Origin of the sequence: Aquimonas sp. (assembly GCF_044377145.1) — a bacterium.
Taxonomy (GTDB): domain Bacteria; phylum Pseudomonadota; class Gammaproteobacteria; order Xanthomonadales; family Xanthomonadaceae; genus Aquimonas.
On record NZ_JBILJQ010000062.1, the window covers coordinates 1 to 15,972 of the forward strand.

At 65.3% G+C, this 15,972-nt stretch carries 11 protein-coding genes; 3 read left to right on the plus strand and 8 right to left on the minus strand.

Annotated features, from left to right (window positions below; translation table 11 throughout):
- Positions 1-76: 76 nt before the first annotated feature.
- Positions 77-1,951: a putative peptide modification system cyclase gene (locus tag ACIQ7H_RS16620; RefSeq protein WP_395793533.1), complete on the minus strand. Its 1,875-nt coding sequence runs from the start codon at positions 1,949-1,951 to the stop codon at positions 77-79.
- A gap of 340 nt (positions 1,952-2,291) precedes the next feature.
- Between ACIQ7H_RS16620 and ACIQ7H_RS16625 the strand changes: the two genes are divergently transcribed.
- A complete protein-coding gene (locus ACIQ7H_RS16625) occupies positions 2,292-3,533 on the plus strand; it encodes a putative peptide maturation dehydrogenase (protein ID WP_395793535.1) in 1,242 nt (413 codons plus the stop codon).
- Between the two features lie 102 nt (positions 3,534-3,635).
- Positions 3,636-3,875: an NHLP-related RiPP peptide gene (locus ACIQ7H_RS16630; RefSeq protein ID WP_395793537.1), complete on the plus strand. Its 240-nt coding sequence runs from the start codon at positions 3,636-3,638 to the stop codon at positions 3,873-3,875.
- Between the two features lie 85 nt (positions 3,876-3,960).
- Here ACIQ7H_RS16630 and ACIQ7H_RS16635 read toward each other — a convergent pair whose 3' ends face one another.
- The 7 genes from ACIQ7H_RS16635 to dtd all read right to left on the minus strand — a co-directional run bounded on the left by ACIQ7H_RS16635 (position 3,961) and on the right by dtd (position 14,949).
- Positions 3,961-6,624, minus strand: a complete 2,664-nt coding sequence (locus ACIQ7H_RS16635) for a putative peptide modification system cyclase (RefSeq protein ID WP_395793539.1) — start codon at positions 6,622-6,624, stop codon at positions 3,961-3,963.
- Positions 6,625-6,744: 120 nt separating this feature from the next.
- Complete coding sequence (gene hslU, locus ACIQ7H_RS16640; RefSeq protein WP_395793584.1) at positions 6,745-8,076, minus strand: ATP-dependent protease ATPase subunit HslU; 1,332 nt, start codon at positions 8,074-8,076, stop codon at positions 6,745-6,747.
- A 178-nt stretch (positions 8,077-8,254) separates the two neighbouring features.
- Positions 8,255-8,788 (minus strand): ATP-dependent protease subunit HslV, encoded by a 534-nt coding sequence (hslV, locus tag ACIQ7H_RS16645; protein ID WP_395793541.1) that lies wholly within the window; start codon positions 8,786-8,788, stop codon positions 8,255-8,257.
- Between the two features lie 379 nt (positions 8,789-9,167).
- On the minus strand, positions 9,168-9,869 hold the full coding sequence (locus tag ACIQ7H_RS16650) for a pirin family protein (RefSeq protein WP_395793543.1): 702 nt from the start codon (positions 9,867-9,869) through the stop codon (positions 9,168-9,170).
- 134 nt (positions 9,870-10,003) lie between these two features.
- On the minus strand, positions 10,004-12,247 hold the full coding sequence (locus tag ACIQ7H_RS16655) for a S8 family serine peptidase (protein ID WP_395793545.1): 2,244 nt from the start codon (positions 12,245-12,247) through the stop codon (positions 10,004-10,006).
- Positions 12,248-12,516: 269 nt separating this feature from the next.
- Positions 12,517-14,364: an RNA polymerase sigma factor RpoD gene (gene rpoD / locus ACIQ7H_RS16660; RefSeq protein ID WP_395793547.1), complete on the minus strand. Its 1,848-nt coding sequence runs from the start codon at positions 14,362-14,364 to the stop codon at positions 12,517-12,519.
- Between the two features lie 147 nt (positions 14,365-14,511).
- The gene (gene dtd, locus ACIQ7H_RS16665) at positions 14,512-14,949 is read right to left on the minus strand and encodes a D-aminoacyl-tRNA deacylase (protein ID WP_395793549.1); all 438 of its coding nucleotides are present in this window, start codon (positions 14,947-14,949) and stop codon (positions 14,512-14,514) included.
- Positions 14,950-15,009: 60 nt separating this feature from the next.
- On the opposite strand from dtd, the gene ACIQ7H_RS16670 reads away from it, so the two are divergent.
- A complete protein-coding gene (locus ACIQ7H_RS16670) occupies positions 15,010-15,945 on the plus strand; it encodes a lipid A biosynthesis lauroyl acyltransferase (RefSeq protein WP_395793551.1) in 936 nt (311 codons plus the stop codon).
- The last annotated feature ends 27 nt before the right edge of the window (positions 15,946-15,972 follow it).

The following is a 15,972-nucleotide window of genomic DNA, read 5'->3' on the forward strand; positions in this document are numbered from 1 at the left end:
AAGCAACGAGATCGCAAGCATGAGCGAATCCGCCACTCAGGAGAACGAATGACAGCTATCTGGTGAACAGGCTGTCTCAAAGGGGTTGACGCGTTCCGTCCGAACCCGACATGCCTGAGCCGCTAAGCGCAATGTGCACGTCTTCGAACCGGCGCTCGGCGGCGTCCACTGCAAACGCATAGGGCGAAGGCACCGACGGACGCAACCTAGCTGACTCGCGGAACCACTCGCGAGCACCTTCATAATCTTCAGTTGCCAGCTTCAGTGTTGCCGTCAGATTTACCCCCGCCGCGCGCAGCGGATTCTGGTCTGCCGCAGATGCTAGCGCGCGCGCGAGTGCATCTGCAGGCCGTGCTTCGAACATCCATAGAGACCAAGCCAGTCCTCCTTGGGCCGCGTAGCTGTCTGGGTACAGGTCCGCAGCCACCTTCCAAGATGAAGTTGCCTGCCCTCCCTCCCCACGGAGCAGATGCCGGGTCGCTCTTGCGAGGAACCTCTCACGGGCCGAGAGGCGATCTTCTCGCGCTAGAGCCTTGTCGATCTGATCGAGCGCCCCAGTCCGATCACCCCGCGCACGGTAGGAGCTTGCCAGTCCGAGTCGCGCAAGTGCGAAGTCAGAGTCGAGCTCGATAGCTGCGTCGAGCAAGGCTTCAGCCTCAGAGTGCGAGCCGCTCACAAGCGCCCGCATACCCAGTGAGTACGCACGCAGTGCTTCCAGGTTTCCCGTAGTCGCCTTTACCAGCGAAATGCGGGGAGGCGCGTTCTCCTCTTCAAGGGGTTGCTGGAGAAATTGCATTAGTCCCACGACGCCCTCATCTACGCTCTCGATCAGCCCGGATGCACTATCTGCAGTCATCGCGAAAGCGTGCACAGTCGACTGCGACGCCGGTTCGATGACCTCAAGCGACAGCCTGAGCCGTCCCCCGACCTCAGCAAGGGTTGGGAGAATTAGGGCTCGCGCACCTTCCCGGGCCGCAAGTTCCGCACCTACTGCCCTGTCAAGCGGACCTGAGGGATCTTTGCGCATCATTTCCAAGGCTTGCTGCAATCTCAAGTCTGATACCACATTCACATGCCTCGACTGCTCCAACCCGATCCGAAAGGCCTGTTCCAACGAATCGTCAAACCGCGCATCGCCGGTCAGGTTGCGCAGATCTCCCAGCACCACCCAGTCGCGTTCGGCAAACGCGATCGCCGGTTCGGGCTTCAGGAAGTGCCACAGCGGCAGCGCGACCAGGGCCAGCAGCAGCATCCCTTCCAGCGCCAGCGAAACCGGGCGCCGCCACAGCGGCACTTCGCGATGCGCTTTGCCGGTCCAGGCGGGGGAGCGGAAGGGCGCGATATCGGGCTCGCCGATCTCGTAGACCGGTACGGCTTCGGCCACACCCTTGAAGCGGAAGCGGCCGTGGTGCTTCCACTTCAGTCGCGACAGGGTTGCGCCCAGCTCTCCTTCGGCGCGATGCGCCAGGGTGTAGGCGACGCTGGACAGCAGGATCTGGCCGGGCAGGGCCAGGCCCATCAGGCGGGCGGCGATGGGCTTGGCCAGGCCTTCGACCTCCATCGGCTTGGCACCGTCAGCGACATCGTCGCTGTTGTTCTGCCAGGTCATCACTTCGCCGACGTGGATGCCGATCCGCGCCTTCAGCGCCACACCGTGCTCGCGGGCAAAGGCCTGCAGGTCGCGCTGGTAGTCCAGTGCGAAGGCGACCGCCTGGATGGGCCGCTCGAACAGGCTCAGGAAGCCATCGGTCTTGTCGACTTCCTGGCCGCGATGGCGGCGGATCAGGCCGCGCAGCAGGCGATCGTGTTCGCGGATCAACTCGGCGGTGCGCTGGTCGCCCAGACGCTCGACCAGGGCAGTCGAGTCGCACAGGTCGGTGATGACCAAGGTGCGCAGCAGCGCCTGCGCGTGCTGGGGGTGTTCGCTACTGGGTGCAAGCTGGGCGTTCATGGCGCAGTGCTCCTGGCCAGGCTGCGGCGCCTGTGCGCCGATCAGCCCACGCGGGATTCCGGTGTCCCGCAGCTTTGGGCGCGGTCAGTCCCCTCGCGCGCCCGTCGAATCGGCCGATTCTGCGCCAACCGACGTCGCGCTGCCATCGGGATGTGCCCAGACAGTCCCAGCGGGGTCAAGTTCAGCGGCCGATTCTGACTCGCGTGTTGGTTAGACCTATGGCCGGCGAGCACGCTCATCAACATCGCGGCGATACCCTTCGCTTTCACTGAATCCGCAGGAGCAAGGAAGGGTCGCGTGTACGATGCCGCCCGGGTTCCAACAGAGGCAGTTTTCCAGCATGAGTGCGTCATTCGAGTTCCATCAGGTCCGCCGACGCCAGCCCTGCATCATCGAGATCGCCGATGAGCTGTTGCCGGATCTCGCCGCGCTGTTCTCCGGGCGCGTGCAGATTGATGCAGCGGTGGCGATCTTTCTGCTGTGCCCGCTCAGCGGCGCGCGGATTCGGCTTGAGCCTGAAGAGCTGTCGATCATCGCCACGCTGACTGCCGATGCCTGGCAACCGGTCACTGCGTTGCTGGATGGAACCGACGCCTGCGCCGAGCGCATCGGCGCCATGGTCGAGCGCGGGGTCTTGGTCAGCGATGGCGAGGCCGCGGCACCGCGTGCGCTGCGCGAGGGTGAAAAGAGCTTGCGGCAGTTGGGTTGGCATGCGCTTGCCTCGGTCTACCATGCGCAGACTCGTTGGTCGGGCATCGTTGGTGACGAAGGAACGCGCGACCATAGCGAAGAAGCGCACCTCGGTCGCCTGCAGTCGACGGTCAGCCGCAACGGGCTGCCGCCTGAGCATTTGCCGTGTCATGCCGAGGCTTCGGAGCGGTTTGCGTTGCCCTCGGTTGAGCAGGACGGTGAGCTGTGGCGAGTGCTTCGTGCGCGCGCGACAACCCGAGCTTTCGATATCAATGCGACCCTGCCCGCGCGGGATCTGGCAGAGGTTCTGAGCGCGACCTTTTCACCGCTGGGGCAGCGCGTGCTTGGCCCGGGCCTGGTTGCACTGCGGCGGGCCAGCCCTTCTGGCGGCGGCTTGCATCCCATCGAGGCCTACGTACTGGTGGTACGTGTGGAAGGCATCGATAGCGGTCTCTACCACTATGAGGCGGCTGCCCATCGGCTGGCTCGACTGCAGGCCTTTGACGAGGCGCATGCCCGTGAGCAGGTCGAGCGGCAGACCATCGGGCAGAGCTATTTCGCGGAAGCGCATGCGCTGGTGTTCCACGTTGCGCGCGCGCATCGGAATTTCTGGAAGTACCGGCGGCACCCGAAGGCCTACAAGGTGCTGTTCACGGATGCCGGGCATCTGTCACAGACCTTCTATCTGGCGGCTGCCGCTTTGGGGCGGGGCGCCTTCTACACCGGCGCGATCAACGACGCGGATATCTGTGAATGGATCGGGCTGGATCCGATGGCGCACGTTGTGGTTGGCGCGAACGGGATCGGGGTCATCGACCCCTGCCGCGACGAGCTGCACCTGCGCCCATCGCCGATGCTGGAGGCTCTGCCCGGCGTGCTGCCAAATAGCTGAGATGCGGGAAAGACTTGCCGCAGCCGGCGACGAGACGTTACAAGTGACGGCCCGGCCGACCTGGTGGGGCCTCAATCAGCTATCAACACAAGGAGCACCGCAATGCCGACTCAAGACCAAGCGCGCGCAGCACTCAAGCGGCTTGCCGAAGACGATGCCTTCCGCGAACAAGTCAAGACGGATCCTGCAGCGGCATTATCGGAGTACGGCTTCAAGATCGATCCCACGAGCGTACCCAAGCAAGGCATCAAGCTGCCTGATCCCGATACGATAAATGCCAACCTCGACCGCATGAGCGGAGAGTTGAACTCGCGGATGGCAATCCTGTTTTTTGAAGCCTGACCACTGCGCAAAACCGCGCAAGCAGCGGCCCCTGATTTCGCGATCAGGGCCGCTCCGGAGGCTAGGATTTCACGAACGATCCCGCTCACGCGCTGGGATCGACTTCAAGCCGCTGCTCAAGCCGCTCGACCCACTGGCTGAGACCCTCCAAGTCTGAGAAGTCTGGCCAGCGGCGACGAAACACATCCAGGTGAGTTCGGGCTACATCCCGGCGTCCAAGCTCCAGCGCAAGTTCGGCTGCGCGTAGCTCGGCGAGATTGATCTGGATAGAGTTTTCAACCAGGGTTACGCCTTCGCCACCCCATTCCGCATACGCCCTGCCGCGGCTTCGGATCATGTATTCCGCATCCTCGAGCGCTTTGGCAAGATGGCCCGCCTGCTTGTTGGCCTCGATTCGAAGATTGCGCAGCAGCAATATCTCGTTGCCCTGGGCTCGGACATCAAGCATGGAGAGTGCGCGCTCAGCATCGCCATCGGCGAGCATGAGGCGCGCCTCCAGCACGGTGGCCATATCGGCAACCGCGGCGCGCGGCGAGCGCTCAACGGCCGCGCGAGTAACTTGCAGCAGATCTCGCGCCGCGTCGAGCTCACCCTCTCGCGCGAGCTGATAGCCGAGATAGAGCGCAATGAGTGCCGTGTCGGATTGCGAGGTGACGGGGGCACCGGTGTGTCGTGCCAATGCCGCGTGGCTCAGCCCCTTTAGACCCTGCACCCGGATTGAGCGTGAATCCGGCCCGCGCAGGGTGCTGAGCAGGGCGAGCTGGAAGGCTTGAAGCTGGCGGTAGCCCGCGATATCTCCCGCTCGCTCCAAGGCCGGCAGCTCTTCCCTCAAGGCGGCTTGGGCAGCCTCCACCTCGCCCCAGCGGCCGGCATCCACGGTGAGCGCCAACTTGGCCAGCAAACGCTTGCGGCGCAGGAACTCGTTGGGCGCGGGCGCTGACTGCAGCCGCCGGAGGGCCTCGTCGACCAGCCCCATCGTCATCAGCGCACCTGCGGGTTCGATGGTGAATCGATCGAAGCCCAACTCGCTCGCCGTGTTGAAATCCTGGAGCGCGCCCGCGGCATCACCCAAAGCCAAGCGCGAGAGCCCGGACATGAAGATGGAGAGTGGACGGGTGACACTCTGTGGGGCCTGGGCGCGCGCTGCGAGATCCTGTACCCGCTGATAGCGACCTTCCATGTAGTGCATCAGGGAGGCGTTGTGCAGCGCCTGGTGGAAGTCGGGATACAGCTCGGAGAGTGCGTCCCAAGAGGCTGAGGCGTCCTTCTCGAAACGAAGTTGGGCAAGGTTCGCGTCAAGGAACAGTGCTTCGCGACTGCTCAGGCGGTTCCTCAGCGAGTGGGCTTGCTCGGCAAGCTCCAGCGCCTGCTCAAGGTCGTTATGTGCCTGACGCACCCGCGAAAGCGCCGAGGTGGCGAGGGCGAACTCGGGATCCAGTGCCAGCGCCTGCTTGAAGTGGGACTCGGCGGAGTCCAATCTCGCCAGATTGTAGTGATCAAGCCCCAACGCATAGGCTCGCAGCGCATCCAGGCTGCTTGATGTCACCTGTGGGACCGGGGCACTGTTCTGCTGCACCTGCTGCAGGGCTTCGCCAAGCCGCTGTCGCACACGGTCGCTGGCCTCTCCGACGGCTGCGAGCACCTGCGCTTCCGATCCTGCACCCTGCCGCTCCGTGTAGACGGTGCGGCTGCTGAATGGATCGATGACCTCGATGGCGAACTCGTAGCCCGCGCCGGCTTCGCGAATAGAAGGCAGAAGCACCGCGCGAGCGCCCTCCCGCTGCGCGACTTCCGCAGCAGTTGCTGCGTCCAGAACCGTGCCTTCGGGTTTGCCCATGCGTTTGAGGCTGGCGGCGGTGCGAAGGTGTGACAGCAGGTTGACATGCTGGGATTGTTCGACCATGACCCGAGTGGCCAGCGACAGCGAAAGATCGAATCGATCCTCCCGGGTTAGATTGCGGAGGTCCGCCAGCACCACCCAGTCGCGCTCGGAAAAGGCGATTGCTGCCGTCGGTCGTAGGGTCTGCCAAAGCGAGGCCGCGATGATCACAAGGACCAGTCCGACCTCCAACGTCAGCGCCAGCGGGCGCCGCCACCAAGGTGATTCCCGATGCGCCTTACCTGTCCATACGGGTGCACTGAACGGAGCGACGTCGAGTTCGCCAATCTCAAATACCGCCACGGCTTCGGCGACGCCCTTGAGCCGATAGTTGCCGTGACTTTTCCAGCGCACCTGTCCGGGCGCTGCGTCGATTTCGCTCGCTGCACGATGGGCAAGACCATGTGCGGTTGCCGACATCAGGATCTGCCCCGGCATTGCCAGGCCCATGAGGCGCGCTGCAACCGGCTTGGCAAGCCCCTCAACCTCAACGGGCTTGGCGCCGCGCGCGATGTCATCGGCGGGATTGCTCCACACCATCACTTCGCCCACATGGATTCCGATGCGAGCGCGAATGGGCTCGCCATCGCGTTCGGACAGCGCTCGCAGCTCGCGCTGATAGTGCAATGCGAACGCAGCGGCCTGCACTGGGCGTTCGAACATCAGCAGGAAACCGTCGGTCTTGTCGATCTCCTGGCCGCCATGCTCGTGGATCAACCGTCGCGCCAAGCGGTCGTGCGCGCGAATTAGTTCGGCCGCGCGCTGATCTCCAAGTCGCTCCACCAAGGCAGTGGAGTCCACCAGGTCGGCCACCACCAACGCACGTAGTTTCGCTACCGCGTGGGCGGCTTCCTGCTGAGAAGGTGCCATCAGTGCCGTCATCAGTGGCTACGCCCGGCAGAGGGAAGGCGCTTGGCGAGCTGCCAGGCTCTGCCGATTGTCTACGCAATCGACGATCATCGCCAACCCGCGTGTTGCCTCTGCATAACGCTAGAGAATGTACCGACTCAAATCCTCATCCTTCACCAGCGCACCCAGCCGCGCGTCGACCTCGGCGGCGTCGATGCGCAGGTGCTCGCCGCTGCGGTCGGGGGCTTCGAAGGCGATCTGTTCGAGCAGGCGTTCGAGCACGGTGTGCAGGCGGCGTGCACCGATGTTTTCGCTGCGGGCGTTGACCTCGAAGGCGATGTCGGCGAGGCGGTCGATGCCGTCGGGCGCGAATTCCAGGGTGACGCCTTCGGTGGCCAGCAGGGCGGCGTACTGGCGGGTGAGGGCGGCCTTGGGCTCGGTCAAGATGCGGCGGAAGTCGTCGCGGTTGAGCGCGGTCAGCTCGACCCGGATCGGGAAGCGGCCCTGCAGCTCGGGAATCAGGTCCGAGGGCTTGGCGAGGTGGAAGGCGCCGGAGGCGATGAACAGGATGTGGTCGGTGCGCACGATGCCGTACTTGGTGCTGACCATCGAGCCCTCGACCAGCGGCAGCAGATCGCGCTGCACGCCTTCGCGGCTGACGTCGGCGCCATAGCCCTCCGAGCGCTTGGCCACCTTGTCGATCTCGTCGATGAAGACGATACCGTTCTGCTCGCAGTTCTCGATCGCCTGCTGGCGCACGTCGTCTTCATTGACCAGACGCGCGGCCTCGTCCTCGATCAGTTGCGGCAGCGCCGCGCGGATCTTCAGGCTGCGGCGCTGGGCTTTCTGGCCGCCGAGTTGGGAGAACATCTGCTTGATCTGCTGACCCATGTCTTCCATGCCCGGCGGGGTCATGATGTCGAGACTGGCCTGCGGGGCGATCTCGATCTCGATTTCGCGCTCATCGAGCTTGCCCTCGCGCAGCTGCTTGCGCAGCTTCTGGCGGGTGTCGGAATCGCTGCCGGTGCTGCTGTCATCGGCCATTGGCCAGCCAGCCGGGTCGCGTCGACGCGGTAGCAGGGCGTCGAGCACGCGTTCTTCGGCGCGTTCTTCAGCCTGTGCTCGCACACGGGTCTTGGCCTGCTCGCGATACATCTTGACCGCCTGATCGGCGAGGTCGCGAATGATCTGCTCGACGTCTTTGCCGACGTAGCCGACCTCGGTAAAGCGGGTGGCTTCGACCTTGACGAAGGGCGCGTTGGCGAGTGCTGCGAGCCGTCGCGCGATCTCGGTCTTGCCGACGCCGGTCGGGCCGATCATCAGAATGTTCTTCGGCGTCACTTCGTGGCGCAGCCCTTCATCCAGCTGCATGCGCCGCCAGCGATTGCGCAGCGCGATCGCCACGGCACGCTTGGCAGCGCCCTGGCCGACGATGTAGCGGTCGAGTTCCTGGACGATTTCGCGAGGGGTCATGTTCATTGCGTGCGTAGATCCATGCGTGCGATGTGTGTTGAGGTCGAGGGCAATGGCTGAGACGGGATTGGGGATTCGGGATTCGGGATTCGCAAGAGCAACAGCTCGCCGGGCGCCGACGACTCGGCTCATTCGAATCCCGAATCCTCAATCCCGGGATCACCATCGAAGCCGCCCCCTACAACTGCTCAAGCACCACGTTGTGGTTGGTGTAGATACAGATATCCCCCGCGATCTTCAGCGCGCGGGTGGCGACTTCGGCCGGTGAGAGGTCGGTGGATTCGATCAGGGCGCGCGCGGCGGCGAGGGCGAAGGGGCCGCCGGAGCCGATCGCGATCAGGCCACCTTCGGGCTCGATCACATCGCCGTTGCCGCTGATGATCAGCGAGGTCTCCTTGTCGGCGACCGCGAGCAGGGCTTCGAGCTTGCCGAGGCGGCGGTCGGTGCGCCAGTCCTTGGCCAGTTCGACTGCGGCGCGCACCAGCTGGCCGTGCTTTTCCAGCTTGGCTTCGAAGTGCTCAAACAGGGTAAAGGCATCGGCGGTTGCCCCGGCGAAGCCGGCGATGACCCGTCCGTCGGCGATGCGCCGGACCTTGCGTGCGTTTGCCTTCATCACCGTGTTGCCGAGGGTGACCTGGCCGTCGCCGGCGACGACGACTTCAGCGCCGCGGCGAACGCTGACGATGGTGGTGGCGTGGAAGCTTTCGCGCATGGCGGATCGGAGCATTCGTGGCAGCGCGATCGCGCCGGGATCTCCTGAGCTGGGGACGCCGGGGGCGCCTTGCAAGCGGCGCGATACGCGGGCCGAACCTGCACCATGCCCTCGCCGCTGGCCTTGGCCGCCGGCGTCATCCGGCCATAGGGTGGGTCTTGACCCACCGAAGCCAGGCCCTCGCCAAGATCGATATTCAGGTCGAAGCCGGCAGCGCGCGACGAAGCGCGGGTGCGATTCCTGCGGGCATCTGCCAATGCTGTGAGGCGGGCTAAGTGCCAGATTGGTCCGTGTCGATGCGGCGGGATGGCGGCTCCGGTGGGTCAAGACCCACCCTATGCGCTGGCGGGCTTTGAACCCCGAACCCCGAATCTCCGCCTCACCGCGGCAAGTCAAACACCAGCACTTCGGCCTGCTGGCCGTTCTCGACCACAACCTCAGCCTCGTCGATCAGCTTCATCGCATCGCCAGCAGCCAGCGCATGGCCGTTGACGATGGCGCGTCCGCGGGCCATGTGCACGTACCCCAGACGGCCGCCAGCGAGCGGCAGCTGTGCACTTTCGTCGGCGTCGAACAGGCCGGCATACAGGCGTGCATCCTGACGCACGGTCACCGAGCCCTCGGCGCCGTCAGGGCTCATCACCAGGCGCAGCCGGCCGCGCTTCTCTTCGGGGGCGAACAAGCGCTGCTCGTAGCCGGGCTCGCCGCCCGGGGCCTGCGGGATGATCCAGATCTGCAGGAAGTGGGTTTCGCCGCCGGGGTTATGGTTGAACTCGGCGTGCTGCACCCCGGTGCCGGCGCTCATCCGCTGCACTTCGCCGGGCACGATGCTGGCGCGGTTGCCCATCGAGTCCTCGTGCGCCAGCGCGCCGTCGAGCACGTAGCTGACGATTTCCATGTCGCGGTGGCCGTGGCGGCCGAAGCCGGTGCCGGCGGCGATGCGGTCTTCGTTGATCACCCGCAGCGGACCAAAGTGGACGTGCTGCGGATCGTGGTAGTCGGCGAACGAGAAACTGTGGGCGCTCTTCAGCCAGCCGTGATCGGCGTGGCCGCGGGCCTGTGCAGGGCGGAGTGTGAGCATGACGGATTCCCTCGTGGATGGAGCCGAGAGTTTCCTCCGGCAACTTCGACGCGCCCAGCCGGTCTGGCACGACGCACTGTTGTTGCCGCCGGAACGCTGCGGCCAGGCATTCGGGCATGGCCGCAGCGGGAGGCTCAGTAGCGGATTGACCAGCTGTCGATGTAGCCGGTATAGCCGGTGGCGGTATCGGTCACGCGCAGCTTCCAGACGCCAGCGGCCGCCTCGCTCGACACATCGACGATGTAGGAGGCATTGATGTTCTGGGCGGTCCCACCCGCGCGGTCATGCAGGGTGTAAAGGCTGCCGTCCGGCGCGACCAGCCGCACCTGCAGCTGGTTGATCCGGCTGTGCACGATGGCCACCGTCACCACGGTGCCGGCGGCGGCATTGCCGGTGCGGCCGCCGACCGGGACCGAGCTGTCGACCGTCGAGTTGTCGCGGACGGCGAAGTCGTTGTTGTTGCTGTACGTGGTCGCTCCGGCCGGCGGCGGCGCGGGCGGCGGTGGCGGCGGTGGCGGTATGACCACCGGCGGTGGCTGAACCGGAGCAGGGCTGGGCGGTGGTGGTGCGGAGTTGGCGCCGGGGAATCGGATTGCCCAGCTGTCAACGAAGCCGGTGTGACCAGTGCCCGTATCGATCACTCGCAGTTTCCATACGCCAGTGCCGACTGCTGACGAGGCGTCCACGGTGTAGGTAGTGTCGATATTGGCCGCGGTGCCTCCGCTGCGGTTGTGCAGGGTCAGCACGCGGTTATCGGGAGAGATCAGCTGCACGGTGAGTTGGCTGATGCGCGAGTGGGCGATCTTCACCGACACGCGGGTATCCGCCGGCGCCGCGCCGGTCCAGCCGCTGACGGGGAGCGGGCTGTCGACGCTTGCGTTGTCGCGGATCGGGTAATCGCGCGTGTTGCTGGCGTTGAGCTCGACCTGGCCCGACGGCGGCGGTGGGGGCGGAGGCGGCGCCTCGACCACCGGTGGCGCACCGCTCCCGCCGATGGCAGCCCAGGCGTTGACGATGCCGGTGCCGCAACCGGGCGCGCAGGCGATGGGCAGCGCGCGTGCGGTCGACTTCAGCTGCGCTTCGACCTGCGCCGGCGTGCGCGGGCTCAGGCTCTGCATCAGTGCGACCACGCCGGCAACATGCGGCGCCGCCATCGAGGTGCCGTTGTAGCTCGCGTAGCTGGCGGACACCGGGGCTGCGCTGCCGGTGTTGAGAGTGGACAGGATGCTCTCGCCGGGCGCGGCGACATCGACTGCCGCGCCGTAGTTGGAGAAGCCGGCGCGGCCCCCGCTGCGGGTGGTCGCCGCCACGGTGATCACGTTGGCGCACGACGCCGGCACGAACATCGAAGCATCGGCATTGCTGTTGCCCGCGGCCACCACGACGACGCTGCCGCGCGCGACCGCGGCATCCACTGCTGCCTGCATGGTCGGCCCGCAACCGCCTGCGCCGCCGAGACTCATGTTGATGACGGCCGCCGGCGTGGGATTGGCGGGAACGCCAGCGACGCTGCCACCGGCCGCCCAGATGATGCCGTCGGCAACGTCGGACAGACTGCCGCCACCGCGACCGAGCACTCGAACCGGCTGGATGCGCGCACCAAAGGCCACGCCGGCCACGCCGGTGCCGTTGTTGCTCACCGCAGCGACCGTGCCCGCCACGTGGGTGCCGTGCCAGCTTGAGACATTGCCGCCGAAATAGTCACCCGCATCGGCAGCATTGTTGTCGCGACCATTGCCGTCACCTGCAATGGTCGGATCACTGATGAAGTCGTAGCCGGCGATGACATTTGCATCCAGATCGGGGTGCGAGGTAATGCCGGTATCGACCACGGCAATCACCACGCCGGCGCCGGTGCCGAGATTCCAGGCCGCAGGCAGATTGATCCCGCCGACGGCTTCGAAGTAGTGCCACTGTTCGCTGTAGCGGCTGTCGTTGGGGCTCAGCGCGGGATGCAGGATGCGGTCGGGCTCGACAAACTCGACGGCCGGGTCTGACTCCAAGGCCTGGATCAGGGCCAGCGAGGCGCGCGCGTCCAGGGCTTTGTCCACGCGCAGCACCGTGCTGCCGGTGGCGGTCGTGCGGCCCTCATGCAATGCCATACCCAGTCGGCGCTCGGAGCGTGCGAACGCAGCTGCGCGCAACGACTTCTGCGAGGAGGTGGCGCCGCGAAACTTGACGATGAACTGATCGTAGACCTCGGTCGAACCCACCAGCGGCTGCGCGAGTGACGGCGACTCCGTTTCGGCCTGCTGCGCGCTGGCGGTGGGAGAGCTGAGGGCGACGGCCATCGCCGCCCAAAGCACGCTGCAGGCGCGCACTCGACCAGGGCGGGTCTGCAGGGCCGACTCACGGGCATGGGTTGGCTGGGCGTGCATGTGCGACCTGCCATCTGGGGGATGGCTCGACAGTGCAAGCCCGGTGCCGAGCCGCCTCAGGACCCCGGTTCACACCGCGTCACCCCGAAGCGAACAGCCCTCACGAAGGGAACGCGCCGCCAGTCACGGAAGCCCTGGAAAGGCGCCTTGCGTCGAGTCAGCTGCCCGCCCGCAGCGACGATTTGCCGACGTCCCACTTCGCGGGGCAACGCCATAAACACACGAGCCCGCACAGGGCGGGCTCGTGGCTCAAATCTGCGGCAGCGCTCTCACTCGATATCGAGGAAGCTGCGCAGCTGTTCGGAACGGCTGGGGTGACGCAGCTTGCGCAGCGCCTTGGCTTCGATCTGACGGATGCGCTCGCGGGTGACGTCGAACTGCTTGCCGACTTCTTCCAGCGTGTGATCGGTGTTCATATCGATGCCGAAGCGCATGCGCAGCACCTTGGCCTCACGCGGGGTGAGCCCGGCCAGCACATCGCGCACGGTTTCCATCAGGCCGGTGACGGTAGCGTTCTCCATCGGCGACTCGATGCTGGTGTCTTCGATGAAGTCGCCCAGGTGGCTGTCTTCGTCGTCGCCGATCGGAGTCTCCATCGAGATGGGCTCCTTGGCGATTTTCAGCACCTTGCGGATCTTGTCCTCGGGCATTTCCATTTTGACCGCGAGCTCTTCCGGCGTGGCCTCGCGGCCCATTTCCTGCAGCATCTGACGGGAAATGCGGTTGAGCTTGTTGATCGTTTCGATCATGTGCACCGGAATACGGATGGTGCGGGCCTGATCGGCGATCGAGCGGGTGATGGCCTGGCGGATCCACCAGGTGGCATAGGTCGAGAACTTGTAGCCGCGGCGGTATTCGAACTTGTCGACCGCCTTCATAAGGCCGATGTTGCCTTCCTGGATCAGGTCGAGGAACTGCAGGCCGCGGTTGGTGTACTTCTTCGCGATCGAGATCACCAGACGCAGGTTGGCCTCGACCATCTCCTTCTTGGCCTTGCGGGCCTTGGCCTCGCCGATGGCCATGGAGCGGTTGATTTCCTTGATGTCGGAGAGCGACAGGGTCAGGGTCTGCTCAAGCGAAGACATCCGCTCCTGTTCGCTGACGATCGCGTCCTTGACATCACGCAGGCCGGACGACCACTTCTGCTTGCGGCGGATCATCTCGTCCGCCCAGGTGACGTCGGTCTCGGCGCCCGGGAAGGTGCGCAGGAAATCCTTGCGCGGCATTTTCGCCTGGCGCACGCAGAGGTCCATGATCATGCGCTCGTGACCGCGCATCTCGCCGACCACCTCGCGCAGCTTGCGAACGAAGCCTTCCATCTGGTTGGCATGCAGCTTGAGGCTCAGAAAGATCTCAGCCATTTCCTCGCGCAGCTTGATGACTTTCTTGTCACCCGGGCCGGCCTTGCCGTGGCTCTTGTGGAACTTCTGCTGCAGGGCGCGCATGGCGTCCATGCGGCGGCCGACTTCGGCCGGATCCGGGCCGGTGTCGACCGGGCTCGCATCCTCGTCGCCTTCAACGGCTTCGACGTCGTCTTCTTCCTCGACCTCGCTGACTTCGGCCACCGGCGCCACGATTTCGGGCACTTCTTCGATGGCGTCGTTGAAGCCGGTCACGATCTCGTTGAGGCGCTTCTTGCCCTCAAGATGCTGGTCGTAATCCTCCAGCAGCATCTGCACCGACCACGGGAAGCTGGCCAGCGCCGACTGCACCTGCAGCAGGCCTTCCTCGATGCGCTTGGCGATGGCGATTTCGCCTTCGCGGGTCAGCAGCTCGACCGTGCCCATCTCGCGCATGTACATGCGCACGGGGTCGGTGGTGCGGCCGGCTTCAGAGTCCAGCGACGACAGCGCCGCCACGGCTTCTTCAGTGGCGGTGTCGTCATCGGTGCCGCGCGAGCCTTCGGCCAGCAACAGCGTTTCGGCGTCCGGCGCAACCTCGTGCACCGCGATGCCCATATCGTTGATCATTCCGATGATGTCTTCGATCTGCTCGGATTCGACGATGTCGTCCGGCAGCAGGTCGTTGATTTCGGAATAGGTCAGATAGCCCTGCTCGCGGCCCTTCTGGATGAGCTGCTTGATCTCGGACTGCTGTTCCTGCTTTTCGATGGCCATGCGGCGCCCGGGTTGAGATGCGGGTGGAAGTGAACGCGGCAGTATACGCGGCTGCGGCCGCGACTGCCATGTCAATGAATGCAAAGCAATTTTTTGGCGGCTGCGATTCAGATACAACCGCGCCGAGGGGATGCAAGTGGCTTGCCGTCAGACTTGCAGCCAGAAAGTCACTGGGCCGTCGTTGACCAGCGAGACCCTCATATGGGCACCGAACTCGCCTGCTTCAACCCGCGGATGGCGAGTTCTTGCCAAGGCGAGCAATTCATTGAAGCGCTGCCGGCCGAGTTCGGGTGGAGCTGCCGTGCTGAAACTCGGCCGCAGGCCGGCGCGCGTATCCGCCGCCAGGGTGAACTGCGGCACCAGCAGCAGGCCGCCGCCGGTATCGCTCAGGCTGAGGTTCATACGGCCCTGGGCGTCGCTGAATACGCGGTAGGCGAGCAGCTTCTGCAGCAGTCGCTCGACCTGCGCGGGGCCATCCTCGGGCTGCACGCCGATCAAGGCCAGCAGGCCGGAGTTGATCTGCCCGCTGCAACGGGCATCCACATCGACGCGGGCTTCGCTAACGCGCTGGATCAGGGCAATCATGACGGGGAGGTGGGCCGGGTCGGCGAAGGCGGCCAGCACTATCCGGGCTAAACTCGGCGCATGTCCAGCCTCGCAAACCCGCGCCTGCGCGATCGCGCGCTCGCCGCGGTGCTCCATGCTCTGATCAGCCTGTTGGGTCGCCTGCCGTTGCCTGTCCTGCATCGGCTCGGGGCGGCCCTGGGGCGGATTGCATTGCGTTTTGACAATCGCGAATGCCGGGTGACTCGACGCAACCTCGAACTCTGCCTGCCTGAACTCGACGTCGTCGAGCGCGAGTGCCTGCTGGCCACAACCCTCGCCCAGGCCGGCTGCACCCTGACCGAAACCTGCGCACTGTGGACGCGACCGTTGGGCGAGAATCTCGGCCTGATTCGAGAAGTGGTGAACGAGGATCTGTTCCGGCAGGCGCTGAGTGCAGGTTCAGGTCTGGTCATCGCCGCCCCCCACCTCGGCAACTGGGAACTGCTCAACCAGTACCTCGCCGCCAACACGCCGATCTCGATCGTCTACCGGCCAGCCCGGCAGGGCTTCACCGAACTGCTGCTGCGGCGCGTGCGCCAGCACCCCGGAGTCAGCCAGGTGCGCGCTGAAGCCGCCGGCGTGCGCCAGCTGTTCCGCGATCTGAAGAGTGGCGGCACCCTGGGCATCCTGCCCGACCAGCAGCCCAAGCAGGGCGAAGGCGATTTCGCGCCGTTCTTCGGCCTGCCGGCGCTGACCATGACCCTGCTGACCCGTCTGCTGGAACGTACCGATGCTGCGGTGCTGTTCGCCTATGCCGAGCGCCTGCCCAATGCCGGCGGCTTCCGCGTGGTCTTTCTGCCGCCGCCGCAGGCGCTACGCGGTGCGGCGGATCCCGTGGCAGCCCTGAATGCCGGGGTTGAGGCCTGCGTGCGCAGTGCGCTGCCGCAGTATCAGTGGGGCTACAAGCGTTTCAGCATGCAGCCCAACCAGCGCAGCGTGTATGACCACGCGGGTCCGGTTGCACGCATCGATTGATGCGATACCCGGAGTCACATCGGCAAC